This is a genomic window from Streptomyces sp. NPDC007856, from assembly GCF_042868225.1.
GTDB lineage: Bacteria > Actinomycetota > Actinomycetes > Streptomycetales > Streptomycetaceae > Streptomyces.
This window is the reverse complement of sequence record NZ_JBIAEC010000005.1, coordinates 449,245-467,429: the sequence shown is the minus strand read 5'-3', so window position 1 is coordinate 467,429 and position 18,185 is coordinate 449,245. Positions and strand designations below refer to the sequence as shown.

Genomic DNA, 18,185 nt, shown 5'->3' with positions numbered 1-18,185 from the left:
CGCCCTTTCGGTCCGTAGGTTGCCGTCAGTCGTCGAACCGCTCGTTCAGCTTGGCCAGTTGGCGGGCGGACAGGGTGCCGGGCGGGGATGCGGCGGACACTTCGCGAGCCTCGTCGGCGAGGCCGCGCAGTGTCTCCAGGCAGCGCTCCGCCAGGTCGACGACGGTCCTGCGGTGATTCAAGCGGCGGCTGTAGATCCAGGTGAAAGTCAGCTCCCCGCCCAGCACGAAGGCGTTGATCTCGAGCAGGTGGAGACGCACGGCGTGCGGGTCCCTGGCCAGCCCGGGGTCTTCCGGCGCCGGCTCCCACAGCCCGCCGGGCCGGAAGCTGCTGTCGAGACGGCCCAGGTAGTTGAAGACGATCGAGGCCGTCGGCAGCTCCGCGAGCTTCCGGGTCGCCGGGTCCTCGGAGCGCAGATGGCGCAGCAGCCCGTAGCCGAGGCCCTGTCCGGGCACCGCGGCGAGCCGCTCGCGGACCTGCTGCAGGGCGCGGGGGGGCGAGACCCCCGGCGTTATCTCCAGATGGACGGGGTGGACGCTGGTGAACCAGCCGACCGTGCGGGAGATGTCCATCCCGTCCGGCACCTGTTCGCGCCCATGGCCCTCCAGCTCGACCAGGACGCCCGGTTCGCCCGTCGCCTCGGTCAACGCCAGGGTGGCCGCGGTCAGCAGGACCTCGTCGACCCGGGCCCCGTAGGCCCGCGGCACGTCCCGCAGCAACGCCGCGGTCCGCTCACCGTCGAGGCTCACCCGCACGGAGTCCGCATCGGCCCGGGTGTTGACGTCCTCCAGGGATTCGTCCTCGTGCGGCAGCAGGTCGAGCGGCACTGCGGTCTGCGCTCCGGCTTGCACCGTCGAGACCCAGTGGTCGGCCTCCGCGCCGACCTCCTCGGACTGGGCGCGCTCGTGCAGGTGCCGGGCCCAGTCGCGGAAGGCGGTGGTCTTCGCCGGCAGCGCGACCTGCACGTCCGGGCCGTCGGCGAGTGCCTGCCGGTAGGCCTCGTGCAGATCCTCCAGCAGAATCCGCCAGGACACCCCGTCCACCGCGAGGTGATGGCCGATCAGCAGCAGTCTGCCGGGAATGTCCGGCCCGAGATCGAAGTACCAGGCTCCGAGCAGGCATCCGGCGGCCAGGTCCAGGGCGGTCTGGGCACGTGCGGCCATCCGCTCCAGCTCCGCGGACCGGTCCTTTTCCGGGAGCGTGGCGAGGTTCACCACCTGCAGCAGTCGGTCGGGGATGCCGTCGAGACCGGCCTGTTCGATGAGCCCGGTCATCCCGTCGTCCGAGGACGGGCCGTTCGCCGTTCGCGGCAACCGCAGGCGCAGTGCGTCGTGGTGACGGGTGAGCGCCGTCAGGGCGGCGTTCAGCGCCGTCGGGTCCACCGGTCCGCGGGCACGGAGCAGCACGGCCTGGTTGGCGTGCTCCGGCGCCCCCGTGCGTTCGGCGAGGAACTCCGCCTGGATCGGGGTCGCCGGGAACCGCCCGGTGACGACGCCCTGTTCGGCGCGCTGCACCGTCCCGGTGAGCGCGGCATCGTCCGCCTCCACCGCGACTGCGGCGAGCTCACCGAGCGTCTGGTGCCGGAACACCTGCTTGGTCTGCACCAGCCAGCCCGCGGCGCGGGCCCGGGTGACGACCTGGAGGCTGACGATGGAATCCCCGCCGAGGACGAAGAAGTTGTCGTGGACACCCACGCGTTCCAGACCCAGCACGTCGGCCCAGATCGCGGCCAGCGCCCGCTCGGCGGGCGTCTTCGGCTCCTCGTCATCCGCCTCCCTTTCCGCGCCCGGGAGCGGCACGGGCAGCGCGGCCAGGGCCGCGCGGTCCACCTTGCCGTTCGGGCTGACCGGCAGCGCGTCCAGGCGGACGAAGGCCGTCGGGACGAGCGCCGCGGGCAGCCGCTGTGCCGCGCCTGCCCGTAGCTCGGCGGTCAGGGTGTCCCGGCCGCTGTCCGCGTCGGTGGGCGGCGGCGCGACCACGAAGGCGACCAGACGGGATTCGGCCTCCGCCCGGTCGGGCACCACGACGACGGCTGCGGCCGAGACGTCGGGATGTGCCGTCAGCGCGGCCTCCACCTCGCCGGGTTCTATGCGCAGACCGCGCAGCTTGATCTGGTCGTCGAAACGGCCGAGGAACTCCAGGTTGCCGTCGTCGCGACGGCGCACCCGGTCGCCGGTGCGATACAGCCGGCTGCCGGGCGGGCCGAACGGATCGGGCAGGAAGCGCCCGGCGGTCAGTCCCGGCCGCTCGAAGTAGCCGCGGCCCACCGCGGCGCCGCCCAGATACAACTCGCCGGCGACGCCGTCCGGCAGTAGCCGGCCGCGGTGGTCGAGAACGTACGCCCGGGTGTGGCGCAGGGGCCTGCCGATCGGCGTGAGGGCGTCGTCGGTCCGCTCCTCCCGGGCCGCGAGGTCCACGTACCAGGTGTTGTCGACGGTGGCCTCGGTGACGCCGTACGAGTTGACCAGCCGCAGCCCGGGGCCGCCGAGCGTGCGGGCCCGCTCCAGGTCCCGCATCGGCAGCGCGTCCGCGCCGCTCACCAGCAGCCGCAGCGCGTCCAGCACCCGGCCGGCGCGGCGTGCCTCCCCGGTCAGGTGGCGGAGCACGACGGGGACGAACTCGGCCGCGGTGATCCGCTGTTCGTCCATCCGGGCGAGCAGGCCGGCCGGCTCGAGGAGCAGGCTGCGCGGGCACAGCACGAGCGTGCCCGCGGAGCCGAGCGCCCGTGCGAGGTCCTCGGTGAAGACGTCGAAGGCGGCGCTGGCGGTCTGCAGAGTGCGGTCGGCCGCGCCCAGCCCCGCTGCCTCCAGCCAGGCCGCCACGCCGCGGGCCAGGGCGGCGCGGGTGATCCCGACGCCCTTGGGACGCCCTGTCGAGCCTGAGGTGTAGATGAGATAGGCGAGGCAGCCCTGGTCCACGGCGTCGCTCAGGTCGTCGGCCGACTGGGCGGCCAGCTCCTGGGTCAGCTCGTTCAAGGCGAGGCTCACCGCTCCCGGCGGAGCGGCCTCGTGCCCGTCCGCCGTATCGCTCAGCAGCACGCGGATTCCGGCGTCGGCAAGGATGAGTGCGCGCCGGTCGGCCGGGTGGTCGGGATCGACGGGCACATAGGCCCCGCCGGCCTTGAGCACCGCGAGGACGGCGACGACCAGGTCCGGGCTCCGGTCGAGCAGCAGTCCGACCCGGGTCTCGGGGCCCACGCCGTGCCGGCGCAGCAGCCGCGCGAGCCGGTTCGCCCGCGCGTTGAGCGCACCGTAGCCGAGCTGTCGTTCCCCCCAGACGACGGCGACCCGGTCGGGGGCCCGCCCGGCCTGCCGTTCGACCAGCGTGTGCAGGTCCTCCGACGCGGTGTCCTCGGTGGCCCGCGACGGGATCGGGCCGTCCAGCAGCGGCCGCGGCTCGGGCTCATCGGCCAGCGGCAGTTCGCGCAGCGGACGGTCGGGATCCGCCGCCATCCCGGCCAGCAGCCCGCGCAGTTGCCCGAGCAGACGCAGGCAGTCCTGCGCGCGGTAGCGGCCGGTGTCGTACAGCAGGGTGAGCGGCATCTGCGGGCCTGGAGCCGAACCCAGGGTCAGCGGATAGCTTGTCTGCTCGACGCCTTGGACGTCCTCGATCCGCAGCCCGGCCGGCACTCCGCCGGCCGCCTCGCCCGGCGGATAGTTCTCGAACACCACGATGCTCTCGAACAGGCTCCGGCCGCGGGGCATCCCGCTCCAGTCGGCGATCCGGAGCAGCGAGTGGTGGCAGTAGCGCTGGACGTCCAGGCTCCGGGCGTGCAGGTCGCGCAGCCAGGCCCCGACGGTCTGGTCGGCGCCCGCGTCGACGCGCAGCGGCACGGTGTTGATCAGGAGGCCGATCATGTTCTCGACGCCGGGCAGCTCGGGGGGCCGGTTGGCCACCGTGACGCCGAACACGACGTCCTCGTCGCCGCTGTGCATGCCCAGGAGCAGCGCCCAGGCGGCGTTCACCAGCGTGCTGGGCGTCAGTCCGAGCCCGCGGGCAAGTTGGTACACCCGCTCGGTCTCCGCCTCGGACAGCCGGATCTCCTCCTGGGCACAGCTCGGTCCGCCCTCCGTCTTGGCGGGGTCCCCCGCGGGCAGGGGCGTGGGCCCGCTGCGGCCGCGCAGCGCGCCGCGCCAGAATTCCTCGGCCTCGGCCGGGTCCTGGCGCTCCACCCAGGCGACGTACTCGCGGAAGGGCGGGGACGGCGGCGGCACGAAGAACCGCTGATCGCGCGCCGCCTGGTAGCGGTCGAACAGCTCCTTCGTCAGCAGGGGCATCGACCAGCCGTCGAGCAGGATGTGGTGGTGCGTCCAGACCATGTGCCAGGCGCCGTCCTCGACCCGGACGAGCGTCAGGTTGATCAGGGGGGCGGAGGACAGGTCGAAGCGGTTGAAGCGGATCTCCCGCCGCAGCGCCTCCAGCGCCGACAGCTGTTCGGCGTCGGTCCGGTCCCGCCAGTCGAGTTCACTCCAGGACGGCGGCACACGGCGGTGCGCCACCTGCAGCGGGCGTTCCAGGCCGTCGAACAGGAAGGAGGTGCGCAGCACCTCGTGGTGGTCGACGAGTTCGGCCCATGCGGTGCGCAACAGCTCCGGATCGAGGTCGCCGCTCAGCCGGCAGGCGAGCTGGACGATGTACACGCCGCTGCCGGGCTCCTCGGCACAGTGGAACAGCATGCCTTCCTGGAGCGGGGAGAGCGGGTAGGTGTCCGCCGCTTCTCGGGCCTCCGTCACGGCCGCGACTTCCTCGCGCAGCAGTCCGGCCAGTCGGCGCATCCCGGCGCTGGTGTGCAGCCGCACGTTGTAGTCCAGTCGCAGGCGCAGCCGGCCGCCGGAGACGATCGCGCCGACCGCGAGGCGGTAGGGCCGCTGTTCGTCCGCGGACTGGTTGTCTCCGGCGGACTCAGGGGCGGCGTCCCACGGAGTCTCGCTGCCGGCCGGGGCGTCGACCACGTGGCCGAGGTAGTTGAAGACGACGTCCGGGACGGCCAGGGAGCGCAGCCGCTCGGTGGCCGCGTCGGAGCGGTGGTAGCGCAGCAGACCGTAGCCGTGACCCCGGTCCGGTGCGTCGCGCAGCCGCTGGCGGACCCGGGCGAGAGCGGTGCGGGCATCGCCGCCGGTGTCCAGCAGGAGCGGGTGAATGGCGGTGAACCACCCGACGGTGCGGGAGACATCGAGGTCTCCGTCGCCGCGTCCGTGGCCCTCCACGTCGACTGTGACGCGCGGCGCGCCCGTCCAGGCGGAGAGCGCGCGGCCCAGCGCGGTCAGCAGCATCTCCTGGATCGTGGCGTCGGCCGCCTGTCCGCCGGAGCGGATCAGCGCGCGGGTCTCCCGCTCGCCGAGGACGATCTCTTCGCTCGCGGCATCGGCGTACGTGTCGGCCGCCGTATCCCCGTCCACGACAGGGCGGCCCGGAAGGGCGGTGGCACCGGAGGTGAGTGTGTCCACCCAGTACGGGATCTGGCGGTCCAGCTCGTCCGACCGCGCCCTTTCCGCCAGTTGCTCGCTCCACTCGCGGAACGAGGCGGTCTTCGCGGGCAGGCTGATCTCGCGCCCGTCGGCGGCCGAGCGCAGCGCAAGCGCGAGATCGTCCGCCAGGATCCGCCACGAGACGCTGTCCACGGCGAGGTGATGGGCCACCAGCAGCAGGCGGTCGCCCAGCCGCGTGCCGAGCCGGACGTAAAGGGCGCGTATCAGGCAGCCGGCGGACAGGTCGAGCCCGGCCTGCACGCGGTCGGTCAGCCGAGCGAGGGCAGCAGACTGCTCGGCGACCGGCAGCGTGCTGAGGTCCACCGTCGTCAGCAGGCTGTCCGGCAGCACCTGCCGTCCTGCCACCTCCAGCGCGGGGCCGTCCGTGCCGGGCAGCACCCGCAGCCGGAGGGCGTCGTGGTGCCCGACCAGCTCCTGCAGGGCTCCCTTCAGGACGCTGGGCGGCACGGGCTTGCGCAGCCGCAGCATCAGCGACTGGTTGAAGTGGTGGGGCACGGCCGCAGCGCGGTCGAGGAACCATCGCTGCACGGGTGTGGGCCGGATCGGGCCGATGGCGGCGGCCCGCTCGGCCCCGCCGGCAGTCTGCGTCCGGGGCGTCCCCGGCCCGTCCGGGGCGGCCGAGGCCGTCACTGCCTCCGCCAGTTCGGCGACGGTGGGGTGTTCGAAGAGCAGCTTCGGGGTTACGGGGAGTCCGGCCCGGGTTGCCTTCGAGACCACTTGGATACTCAGGATGGAGTCGCCGCCCAGGGCGAAGAAGTTCTGGTCGGGGGCGATCCGTTCGACGCCGAGTACTTCGGCCCAGATCGCGACCAGGGTCTGCTCGGCGGGAGTTCGCGGCGTGGCGTCGCCACCGTCGTCCGTGTCGGTGGACGGTGCGCCGGCGGCCGCCGTTGGCGCCGGCAGCCGGTTGCGGTCCACCTTGCCGCTGGGGGTCGTCGGCAGGGCGTCGAGCAGGACGAAGGCCGCCGGAACCATGTGATTGGGGAGCTTGCGGGCACAGAAGTCGCGCAGCTCCGCCTCCCCCACCTGCTCCCGGGGCACCACGTGGGCGACCAGCCGGGCGCCGCCGCTCGCCTCCCGCCGGGCGGTGACCACGGACTCCTGGATCGCAGGGTGGCGGTTCAGGACGGTCTCGATCTCGCCCGGTTCGATCCGGAAACCGCGGATCTTCACCTGCTCGTCGGTCCTGCCCAGGTAGGCCAGTAAGCCGCCGGGGAGGAACCGCACCAGGTCACCGGTGCGGTAGAGCCGGGCGCCGGGCGCCGGGTCGAAGGGGTCGGGCACGAACCGGTCCGCGCTGAGACCGGGGCGGCCCAGGTAGCCGCGGGCGAGTCCGCCACCGCCCAGATAGAGCTCGCCGGGCACGCCGACGGGCACCGGCCGCATCCGCCGGTCCAGGACGTAGACGCGCGTTCCCGCGATCGGACGGCCGATGGTGACCGGCTCTCCGGCGCGGCACTCGGTGAAGGTGGACCAGACGGTCGCCTCGGTGGGACCGTACAGATTGACCAGGCGCCGGCCGGGCGCCCAGCGATCCACCACCTCCTGGGGACAGGCCTCGCCGCCCACTGCCAGGGTCCGCAGGGCGGGCAGCTCGCTCCCGGACAGCGCCGCGAGGACGGAGGGAGGCAGCAGCGTGGCGGTGACGGCCTGCTCGTTCAGCAGCTCGATCAGGCCGGGGCCGGGCATCCGGTGCTCGGCGTCGGCGACCACGAGGCAGCCGCCGGAGGTCAGCGCCGCCACCATCTCCAATATCGACGCGTCGAAGCTGGTGGAGGCGAACTGCAGCACCCTGCTGCGGGATCCGAGTTCCAGGGCGCCACGCAGGGCGAGGGCGAACGCGGCGATGCCGCGGTGGGAGACCATGGCGCCCTTCGGGGTGCCGGTGGAACCCGAGGTGTAGATGAGGTAGGCGAGCCGGTCCAGGGCGGTGCAGCCGGGCGGCGCGGGGTCGGTCGCGGCCCCGTCCACTGCCTCGTGCCGGTCCTCCAGCAGGAGGACGGGAACACCGTCGAGCGGGAGGCGCGCAGCCAGTTCACCGCGGGTGAGCACGAGACGCAGCCCGCTGTCGCGCACCATGAACGCAAGGCGGTCCACGGGGTAGCCAGGGTCGAGCGGCACGTAGGCGCCGCCCGCGCGCATCACGGCGAGCATGCTCAGCACGCTCTCCGACGACCGCTCAAGAGCCACGCCGACGGCGACGTCAGGGCCGACACCCCGTGCGCGCAGCCGCCGCGCCAGCCGATCGACCCGGGCCAGCAAGGCGGCGTAGGTGAGCTGATAGGCGCCGAGGACCAGCGCCACGGCGTCGGGGGTGCGCGCGGCCTGGTCCGCGATCAGCTGGACCAGGTCGAGCACCGGCGCGCCCGGGGCGGGCGTCCGGCTCCACTCCTGAAGGATCTGCCGCTGCTCGTCCGCGCCGAGCATGCTCAGCGCGCTCAGCCTCGTGTCCGGGCGCGCCGCCAGGGTCTCCAGCACGGTGAGGAAGTGGCGGGTCATCCGCGCAATGGTGGCGGGTTCGAAGAGGTCGGTGTTGTACTCCAGGCTGCCGGACAACACGCCCGGTGCCTCATTGAGGTTCATGGTGAGGTCGAACTTGGTCTTGCCGCGGCCTGGTGCCGACTCCCAGGGACGCACCTCCAGACCGGGCCATCGCCGCACGGTCTCGTCCACTCGCTGGTAGTTGCACATGACCTGGACCAGTGGCGAATAGCTCAGATCCCGGGTCGGGCTCAGCTCCTCCACCAACTGCTCGAACGGTGCCTCCTGGTGGGTGTAGGCCTCCAGGCACACGTCGCGCACGCGGCCGACGAGCCGGGCGAAGTCCGGGTCACCGCTCAAATCGGTGCGCAGGGCGAGGGTGTTGGCGAACAGCCCGATCATCGGCTCGGTCTCGGGCAGAGGGCGGTTGGCCACCGGGGTGCCCACCACGATGTCGTCACTCCCGCTGTAGCGGGCCAGAACCACCTGGAAGGCAGCCAGCAGCACCATGAAGGGAGTGGCGCCCAACCGCCGCGCCAGCGCGTCCACCGCCCGGCTGACGGGCTCCGGGACGGTGAAGGCATGGGCGGCGCCCTCGTACCGCAGGGTCTGCGGGCGCGGGCGATCCGTGGGCAGCGCGAGCAGCGGCGGGATACCGCGCAGCTTCTCGTGCCAGTAGTCCAGGTGCTGGCGCAGGCCGGCCTCGTTCAGGGCGTCGCGTTGCCACAGTGCGTAGTCGGCGTACTGAACGCTCAGGTCCGGCAGCTCGTGTCGCCGGGGGCCGCTCTCGTCCGAGTCCTGCAACGCCGCGGAGTAACCGGCCGTCAGCTCGTCCAGCAGCACCTTCATCGACCAGCCGTCCGCCACGATGTGGTGGAAGGTCAGCAGCAGGACATGCTCCGCTGCCGACAGCGATACCAGCACCAGCCTCAGCATGGGGCCACGGGCCAGATCGAACGGCAGCGCGGCTTCGGCCGCGGCCAGTTCCCGCAACACGCCGTCTCGTCGGTTCTCGTCCACTCCGCGCAGGTCGACGACGGGCAGTGGGACGGGCTTGGGGGAGGCGACCACCTGGCGCGGTTCGCCGTCGACGGTGACGAAGGTGGTGCGCAGCGTCTCGTGCCGGGCCACCACGGCCGTCACGCTCGCGGCCAGCGCCGCGACGTCCAGGCGGCCGACGAGGCGGGCCGCGTTGCTGATGCTGTACAGCGGATTGCCCGGCTCGAACTCCTCGAAGAACCAGACCCGTTTCTGTGCGGAGGACAGCGGCAGCACCTCCGGACGCGGACCGGCCACCAGCGGCCGCGGCTCCGAGCGGGCCATCGCTCTGCGGGCGTCGACTTCGCGGGCCAGCCCGGCGATGGTCGACGCGGAGAAGAGCGTGCGCAAGGGGAGCTCGACCCGGAAGATCGAGCACACCCGGTTGTGGATCTGCGCGGCCAGCAGGGAGTGCCCGCCGAGGGCAAAGAAGTCCTCGTGCACGCCGGGTTCGCGGATGCCCAGGATCTTCTCCCACACCCCGGCGATGAGCTCCTCGGTGGGTGTGCTCGGGGCCGCCCGCCGGGCACCGTCGTCAGGGGCCGGCAGCCGGGCCTCGTCGAGCTTGCCGTTCGGCGTCAGCGGAAGCTCGTCCAAAAGGACGACCGCGGCCGGAACCTGATGCCTGGGCATGTGGGCGCCGCAGTACTCGCGCAGCCCGGCCGGCCTGCTTCCGGGCACGGGCACCGCGAAGGCGATCAGGGACCCGCCACCCGAGGCATCGGGCCGGACCACCACCGCGGCCGCTCGGACTTCCTCGTGGGACAGCAGCACCGCCTCGATCTCCGCGGGCTCGATGCGGTGGCCGCGCACGCTCACCTGCCGGTCCCCGCGGCCGAGAAACTCCAGTTGGCCATCGGGCAGCAGGCGCACCCGGTCACCTGTGCGGTACAGCCGTGCCCCAGGGACCGGGGAGAACGGGTCCGGGACGAACGAGGCGGCGGTCTGACCCGGGCGGCCGTGGTAGCCCCGGGCCACCCCGGCACCGCCGAGGAAGAGTTCGCCGACGGCGCCCTGCGGCACGGGGCGCTGCAGGCCGTCAAGCACATGCGCGCGGACTCCGGCGATGGGCCGGCCGATCGGCGGTAGCCCGGACGAGGCCGGGGCCGGCGTGACGGTGCACCAGGTCCCCACCACCGTCGCCTCGGTGGGGCCGTAGTTGTTCACCAGTCGGAACGGCAATCCCGGCGCGGGCCGGGCGTGCAGGCGGTCCCCACCGCTCACCATGTGGCGCAGGGCCGAACCTTGCGGCCAGTCGGCGGCGAGCGCCTGCTCGGCCAGCGCGACCGGCAGAATCGTCACGGTGCAGCCCTGCTCGTGCAGCCAGGCCGGCAAGAGGTCCGGCCGGACCCGCTCGGCCTCGTCCAGCACGTGCAGGCGTGCCCCCGCGCTCAGCGCGGGCCAGACCTCCAGGCCGTAGGGGTCGAAGGCCGGTCCGATGGCCTGGCTGACCCGGTCGTCCGGGCCCAGTCCGAATTCGTCCTCCTGCCAGGCGACCAGGTTGCTCAGGCCGGCGTGGGTGACGGTGACGCCCTTGGGCCGGCCGGTGGAGCCGGAGGTGTACACGAGGTAGGCGGGTGACTGCGGCGCGGGACCGCGGACGGCCGGCGGTGCGACGGGCTGCCCGGCCAGCTCGGCAACCACCCGCGGGTCGTCCAGGCACAGCAGTGCCTCGTCCGGCAGGCCGGCCGGGGCCAGGCCGCGGCGGGTGATCAAGATGCGTGCCCCGCTGTCGGCCAGCAGGTAGGCCAGCCGCTCCGCGGGGTAATCCGGGTCGATGGGCAGGTACGGCGCACCGGCCAGCCAGATTGCGAGGAGTACGACGACGAGGTCGGCGGAGCGCTCCAGGTTCACCGCTACCGGGACCTCGGGGCCGGTCCCGCGGCTGCGGAGCAGGTGGGCCAGCCGACCGGCCTCTGCCAACAGCGCGCCGTTGGTCATGTGCCGCTCCCCGGCCACCACGGCGACGGCGTCCGGACGGGAGGCAAGTCGCTCCGCGATCAGCGCTGGGAGGGGCCGATACCCTGACCGGGCCGCGGGGCCGCCATCCGCCAGCGCGGCGAGGAGCTCTTCGTCCTCGGCGGTGAGCATCCGCAGAGCGTCGACGGGGCCCTCCGGGTCGGCCGCGATCCCGGCAAGCAGCCGGCCCAGCTGGGTCAGCAGCCGCTCGGCGACAGTGGCGTCATAGCGGGCGACGTCATAGGCGAGCCGCAGCTCCAGCCGATCGCCCGGGGCCGCCACTAGGGTGAGGGGGTAATGGGTCTGGACGCGGGCCTGCACGTCCCCGAGCACCGGCCCGTCGTCGGGCGACGTGTCCTGGGCTCGCAAGGGGAAGTTCTCGACGACGACGATGTTCTCGAACAGCGGCGCGCCGCGGGGTATACCGCTCCAGCCCTGGATATCGGAAAGCGCGCTGTAGGCGTACTGCCCGACGGCGGCCATACGATCCTGGCAATCGCGCAGCCAGGCGACGGTCGAGGCCCCTCGGGGCAGGCCCAGGCGCACCGGCAGGGTGTTGATGAACAGGCCGACCATCCGCTCGGCCCCGGGAAGGTCGTAGGGCCTGCCGGCGACCGTGCTTCCGAACAGGACGTCCGACTCGCCCGAGTAGCGGCCCAGGAGCAGGGCCCAGGCCGCGTGCACGAGGGTACTCATCGTCAGCCCGTGCCGACGTCCCGTCTCTCGCAGTGCGGCGCCGACCTCCTGAGGCAGGCTCAGGTCGACCACCTCGCGACCGGCCCCGGTCGCATCCGCCGCCGGGGAAGCGGCGGGCAGCGGCGTGGCAGCCTCGATCCCCGCCAGCTCGGTGCGCCAGAAGGACTCCGCCTCCGCCGCGTCCTGCGCGCGCAGCCAGGCCAGGTAGTCACCGGTATCGGGGGCCGTGGGCAGGGAGACCGGACGGCCGGAGAGCGCGGCACGGTAGTAGGTGAGCACCTCCTGGTAGACCTGCGCGCGCGACCAGCCGTCGAGGATCAAATGGTGGTTGCTCCACACCAGTTGATGGACGTCGTCGGCGAGCCGGACGAGCGTCAGACGCATCAGCGGCGGGCGTGCGAGGTCGAACCCCCGGATCCAGTCCTCGTGCGCCAGGGCCTCAAGCCTGCCCTCCTGCTCGGCCGCGGGAAGCCGGCGCCAGTCATGTTCGGTCCACGGCAGCGCCACTTTCCGGTGGACCACCTGGCGGGCCTGCGCCTGGTCGGTCCAGTGGATCGAGGTCCTCAGGATGCCGTGCCGGGCCATCACCCGTGTCCACGCCTCCCGGAACGCCGTCGAGTCCAGCGGTCCGTCGAGCCGGCAGGAGACCTGTTCGAGGTAGGAGTCCGCGCCCGACCCGAGCATGCTGTGGAAAAGCAGTCCCTGCTGCAGCGGGGAGAGAGTGTGGATCCGCTCGACACGTCGGCCTGCCGCACCGGTCTGACTTGTCATTCCCCGCTGTCCTCCGTGAAGACGTCATCCAATTGGTCCAGTAGCCCGTCGAGTTCTTCGTCGCTGAGACCGGCCTCGGCGAAGTCGGCGCTCAGGCCGTCCATGTCGGGTGCCTCCGCCCGGCACGCAGCGACCAACGCCGACAGCCGGTCCAGCACGCGATCGGCCAACTGCTGAACCTCTCCCGGTTCGTGTCGGCCCGGGTGGTGCGACCAGCTGAAGCGCAGCCGGCCATCCAGGACCACGGCGATGATGTCCAGGAGGTACCGTCGCCGGCCTCGGGGGTGCTGGCCGGGACCCGTGCTGCCAGTGAGTAGTTCGAAGGGGGCACAGGCGGCTCCGTCGGTCGGCCGGCCCAGATAGTTCAGGCGCAGGGCCGGTGCCGGGAGGGCGCGCAGCCCGTCCGTCGATGCGTCGCTCCGGCCGTAGCGCAGCAGCCCGTAGCCGACGGGGCCGTCCGCCAGCCGGTTCGGCTCGTCGAGCCGCCCCGCCGTCCGCCGGGCCGCCTGGAGAGGCGTGTCACCGGCGACGGACGACAGCCGCACCGGGTAGATGGTGGTGAACCACCCCACCGTGCGCGAGACGTCGAGGTCTGCGTCGTCGCTGTCGCGGCCGTGGCCCTCCAGGTCGATTGCGGTGTCCGGTATACCGGTCCATTCCGCGATCGTGTCGGCGAGGGCGGTAGCGATCAGATCGAGCGCGGTGATGCCATGGGATGCGCGCAACAACGCCGCGGTCTTGTCGGAATCCAGCTCAGCGCCGACGAGGCGGGCATCACCGAATTCACCGTAGTCGGCGCCCCGTGGCAACTCTCCCTGTATTTCGGAAAGCGTGTCTTCCCAATGCGGAAGCTGCTTGAGTAATTCAGGCGACTGGGCCAGCTCGTCGAGGTGTTGGGCCCAGGTTTGGAACGACGTGGTCTTCACCGGGAACCGCAGCACATCCCCCGACATCAACTGCCCGTACCCCAGCCCCAGATCCTCCAGCAACACCCGCCACGAAACCCCGTCCACCCCCAAATGATGCACCACCAACAACACCCGATCCTCACCCCCCAACCTCACCACCAACCCCCGCAACAAACACCCCGATCCCACCTCCACACCCTCACCCACAGCACCCGCAAACCCCTCCAACACCCCCGGCACATCCCCCCTCAACCCCTCCGGCACCCCCGACAGATCCACCACCCCCAACACCAGCCGCTCCACCACACCCCCCACACCCACACCCTCCAGAGCCCAGCCACCCACCCCATCCCTCACCAACCGCAACCGCAACGCATCGTGATGCCCCACCAACCCCACCAACACCCGCCCCAACACACCCACATCAACCCCACCAGACACCCGCAACCACACCGCCTGGTTGTAAAAACCGACCGGACCACCCCCCTCCACAAACCACCGCACCACCGGCGTCAGCACCACCGAACCCGACACCACCCCCTGCTCACCCAACACCCCACCCGATCCCCCACCCACAAACGGCGCCAACGCCCCCACCGACCGATGACGGAACAACAACCGCGTCGACAACCCCAACCCCAAACGCGCCGCCCGCGCCACCACCTGAATCGACATAATCGAATCCCCGCCCAACACAAAAAAATCATCCCAACGCCCAACCCGCTCCACCCCCAACACCTCACACCACACCCCCGCCAACAACTCCTCCACCACACCCGCCGGAGCCTCGAACACCCCACCGCCACCGACACCCTGAGAAGCCGTCACCGAAACCGCCGGCAACGCCGACCGATCCACCTTTCCATTCGACGTCACCGGCAACCGCTCCAACCCCACAAACACCGACGGCACCATATAGCCCGGCAAAAACCGCCCACACCACTCCCGCAACTCCTCCTCACCCACCCCCTCCCACACCCCATAAGCCACCAACCGCACCCCCACACCCGCACCAACCCCCACCACCACAACCCCACCCACCAGGGGATGCGCGCCCAACACCGACGCCACCTCACCCGGCTCCACCCGGAAACCCCGCACCTTCACCTGATCATCGCCACGCCCGACAAACACCAACTCCCCCCCACCCAAACGCCGCGCCCGATCCCCCGTCCGATACAACCGACCACCCCCACCACCCACCGGATCCGCCACAAACCGCTCCCCCGACACACCACCACCACCCACATAACCCCGCGCCACACCAGCACCCCCCACATACACCTCACCCTCGACCCACACCGGAACCGGCCTCAACCACTCATCCAGCACCACCACCCGCGCACCACCCAGACCCCACCCCAACGGCACCGAACCCACCACACCATCAGAGCCCGTAACGGACCCATCAACCTCATCAAGCGAGTCCCCCACCTCGAACGCCAACACCCCCACCGTCGTCTCCGTCGGCCCATAGTGATTCACCACCCGGCACCCCGGCGCCACCTCACGCAGCCCCCGCACCACAGCCCAGTCCAGCGCCTCACCCCCCACCACCCACACACCCACACCCTCCACACCCAACCCACGACCACCCTCGACCAACGCCCGCACCAACGACGGCGTCACCTTCACACAATCCACCCCATGCCGGGCCAAATACCCCCCGAACTCCACCGGATCCCCCACACACTCCTCCGGCAGCACATGCAGCACACCCCCCGAACACAACGCAGAAAACACCGCCGTGAACCCCAGATCCGCCCCCAACGACGACACCACCCCGAACACCGCACCCGACCCCCGCCCCCCCACCCACCCCACACCCCCCACATACTCAGCCAACCCCCCATGCGTCACACACGCACCCTTCGGCACCCCCGTCGACCCCGACGTGAACACCACATACGCCAACTGCTCACCCCCCAACACACCCACCGCACCCGACGACGAAACCCCCGAACCCGAAGAACCCACCGAACCCGAAGAACCCACCGAACCCGAAGAACCCACCGGATCCGACGAACACCCAGCCACCCCCTCACCCCACACATCCACCCCCACAACACCCTCACCCAAACCAGCCACATCACCCAAACCACCCACCACAAACCCCAGACCAGCCTCCTCCACCATCACCCTCCGCCGCCCCACCGGCACCCCCGGATCCAACGGCACAAACACACCACCCGCCTTCAACACACCCAACAAACCCACCACAAACCCAACCGACCGCCCCGCCACCACACCCACCCGCACCTCAGCCCCCACACCCAACCCCCGCAAACACCACGCCAACCGATTCGACCAACCCTCCAACTCCCCATACGACAACACCCCATCCCCCGCCACCACCGCCACCGCACCCGGCACCCGCCCCGCCCACCCAGCAAACCGCTCATGCACAAACCCAGCCGGCTCACCAGGCGACCGCCTCGGCTCGGCCGCGGCGAGCACGCGCCTGCGCTCCTGCGGGCCTGTCATCGCCAGCGCCGCGCAGTCCGCCCCGGGCTTCGCCAGCGCGGACTCCAGCAGCGTCATGTACATCTCGGCCAGGCGCCCGACCTGGTCCTCCGTCAGGTACGAGGCGTTGTAGTGCACGACAGCCTTGAGACGCCCGCCGGCCACCGCTGCGGCGAGGCGCAGGGTAAACGGCTCCGGGTAAGCGGCCGCCGTCCGCACGCGCCAGCCGCCGTCCGTCTCGCCGAAAACCTGGGGCTCGCTCCATTCGAAGGCGAGCCGGGCCACCGGCCTGCCCTCCGCCGCCGCAGCGTCGTGGTATTCCTGCTGGGCCAGCAGCTCAGCCACCAGCCGCTCGGTGTGCGCGACCGCCTCGAGGAACGTCTCGCCCTCCGCCCGCCGGGCCACGTACGCAAGCGCCTGGGCATACGGCCCCGCCGCGCCGCTCATCTCCGCGTGCGGCCGGCCTTCCCCCATCAGCGCGAACAGCACCTCGTCCCCGTTGATCCGCTGAAATAGCAGCTGCCAGGCCGTCAGCAGCACCGTCCGTACCGGGACCTGCGCGAGAGCGGAGAATTCGCGCACGCGGTCCGCGACCGCCGCTTCGACCGACAGCGCGTATGCGGCCGGGCGGAACCCCGTCGCGGCCACCGGACGTTCGAAGGGCAGCGGCTCCGTCACCGGAAGCGCAGGGGTCCTGGCGTTCCAGAAGGCGCGCCCCACCGCCGTCTCCTCGGCCTCGAGGAGATCCCACTGCCACTCCGCGGCGTCGGCGTACTGCAGCACTTCCTCGGCGTCGGAGACGTCCTGCGGCGGTCCACCGACGCCGCCGTGCCACAGACGCTGAAGGTCACTCAGCAGTACATGCAGGGTGGCCGTGTCCGCCGCGGCAGCGGGCAGCACGAGCAGGAGCCGGGAGCCGCCACCGGGCATCACAGCCAGGTCCGCCCGCAGCCGGGGCCCCGACGCGGGGTCGAAGGGCTCCCGCGACCGCGCGTCGCGCACCTGCGCCCAGGCCGCGTCAGCACCGTCCGTCCCGTGCTCGGCCAAGTCGTGCACGACAAGGTCCACCGGCGATCCTTCCTCGATCACCTGCAGGGGTACCTCGACCCCCGGCAGGCTCCTGAGCACGGTTCGCAGCACCTCGTGCCGCTGCACGAGGCCCTCCAGCGCGGCCTTCAGCCCCGACGGGTCCGACTCGCCACTTCCGGGCGCGAGGTCCACCTCGGCCAGCGAGAAGTAGCGGTCGTCCGGGTGAGTCTCCTGGAGCAGCCAGAGGCGCTTCTGCTGCGGCGACAGCCGGTAGCCATCCATCGGTTCTTCAGTCCTCCTCTAGGCGGCCGCGTCGGCGGCGTACGACTCGGCCATGCCCACCACCAGGCGGCGCGCACCTGCGAAGGGACGTCTTCCGTGCGCCACGAGCATGTTCTCCACCACCGTGACGTCACCGTCCTGCCACGGAAACGCGATCTCCTCGCGGCGCAGCGCCTCCCGGACCTCCGTCAGGTCTGCTGGGTCGATGGGTGATCCGTCGCCGTAGTAGGCGTTGCGCGGCAGGTCCTCCTCGGCAGTGGTCTCCAGAAGCGAGCTGCGCACCTGGGCGGGGAGGTTCGACACGTGGAAGAGGTGCGCCTGGTTGAACCACACCTCTTCGCCGGTCTCCGGGTGCTTCAGCGTGGCGTGACACACCTGCCGGGTGCGCAGCCCGTCCCCCGGCTTCCACTCGAACTCGATGCCGGCGCGGCGGCAGAACGCCTCCACCTCCGCGCGGTCCCCGGTACCGAACACGTCCTGCCAGGACAGGTCCACGCCCTCGCCATAGTTCCGGACGTACATCACGCCGAGCTCGGTGAATCGGTCCCGGACCTTTGCCGGGATGGCGCGCAGCACCCGTCGGCTGTCCGCGAGCGGCGTCTCGCCGCCGCGCTCCGCGGCCTTGATGCTGTAGAAGCCGAGCTTCATCGGCCACTGCCGGGCGTAGGCCATCTCGTTGTGGAGCGGGATCTCCTGATGCGCCGGGTACTCGGTCGAGGTGTAGACACCACCCGACACCTTGGTGCGCGGGGTGGATGCGTAGGAATAGCTCAGCAGCTCGCTCCCGGCGATGCCGCCGATCAGCTGCTCGAACTCGGCCACGGTGCGAAGGGGCGCGAATCCGCGGAACAGCACTGCCCCCTGCGTGCGCAGATGGCCGCGGATCGCCTCCCTGTTGCTGTCGGCCCAAGCCAGCAGATTGACGCCGTCGACGGCGGGGCGCAGCCATATCGGTCCGGCCGGGCCGTCCAGCAACGGCGTCGCCGTGACCAGCGAGCCCGACGACAGGCTCACGGCCTCCCGACGCCTGCGGCCGAACGCTGCCGGCCCGTCGAGGCGATGTGTCATGT

At 71.7% G+C, this 18,185-nt stretch carries 3 protein-coding genes; all 3 read right to left on the bottom strand.

Annotation, left to right across the window (positions count from 1 at the left end; translation table 11 throughout):
- Positions 1–25: 25 nt before the first annotated feature.
- Genes ACFYOH_RS15545 through ACFYOH_RS15535 form a run of 3 tightly spaced genes read right to left on the bottom strand, consistent with a single transcriptional unit; the run spans position 26 to position 18,183 of the window.
- On the bottom strand, positions 26–12,433 hold the full coding sequence (locus ACFYOH_RS15545; protein ID WP_388625848.1) for an amino acid adenylation domain-containing protein: 12,408 nt from the start codon (positions 12,431–12,433) through the stop codon (positions 26–28).
- Complete coding sequence (locus ACFYOH_RS15540; RefSeq protein WP_388625846.1) at positions 12,430–17,115, bottom strand: amino acid adenylation domain-containing protein; 4,686 nt, start codon at positions 17,113–17,115, stop codon at positions 12,430–12,432. Before ACFYOH_RS15540 ends, ACFYOH_RS15545 begins: the two co-directional genes overlap by 4 nt.
- Before the next feature lie 18 nt (positions 17,116–17,133).
- Complete coding sequence (locus ACFYOH_RS15535; protein ID WP_388625844.1) at positions 17,134–18,183, bottom strand: TauD/TfdA family dioxygenase; 1,050 nt, start codon at positions 18,181–18,183, stop codon at positions 17,134–17,136.
- Between the last annotated feature and the right edge of the window lie 2 nt (positions 18,184–18,185).

What these genes read in the sequence shown, in the direction of transcription:
- ACFYOH_RS15545 (WP_388625848.1), bottom strand. Translation starts at nt 12,433, where the DNA reads ATGACAAGTCAGACCGGTGCGGCAGGCCGACGTGTCGAGCGGATCCAC.
- ACFYOH_RS15540 (WP_388625846.1), bottom strand. Translation starts at nt 17,115, where the DNA reads ATGGATGGCTACCGGCTGTCGCCGCAGCAGAAGCGCCTCTGGCTGCTC.
- ACFYOH_RS15535 (WP_388625844.1), bottom strand. Translation starts at nt 18,183, where the DNA reads ATGACACATCGCCTCGACGGGCCGGCAGCGTTCGGCCGCAGGCGTCGG.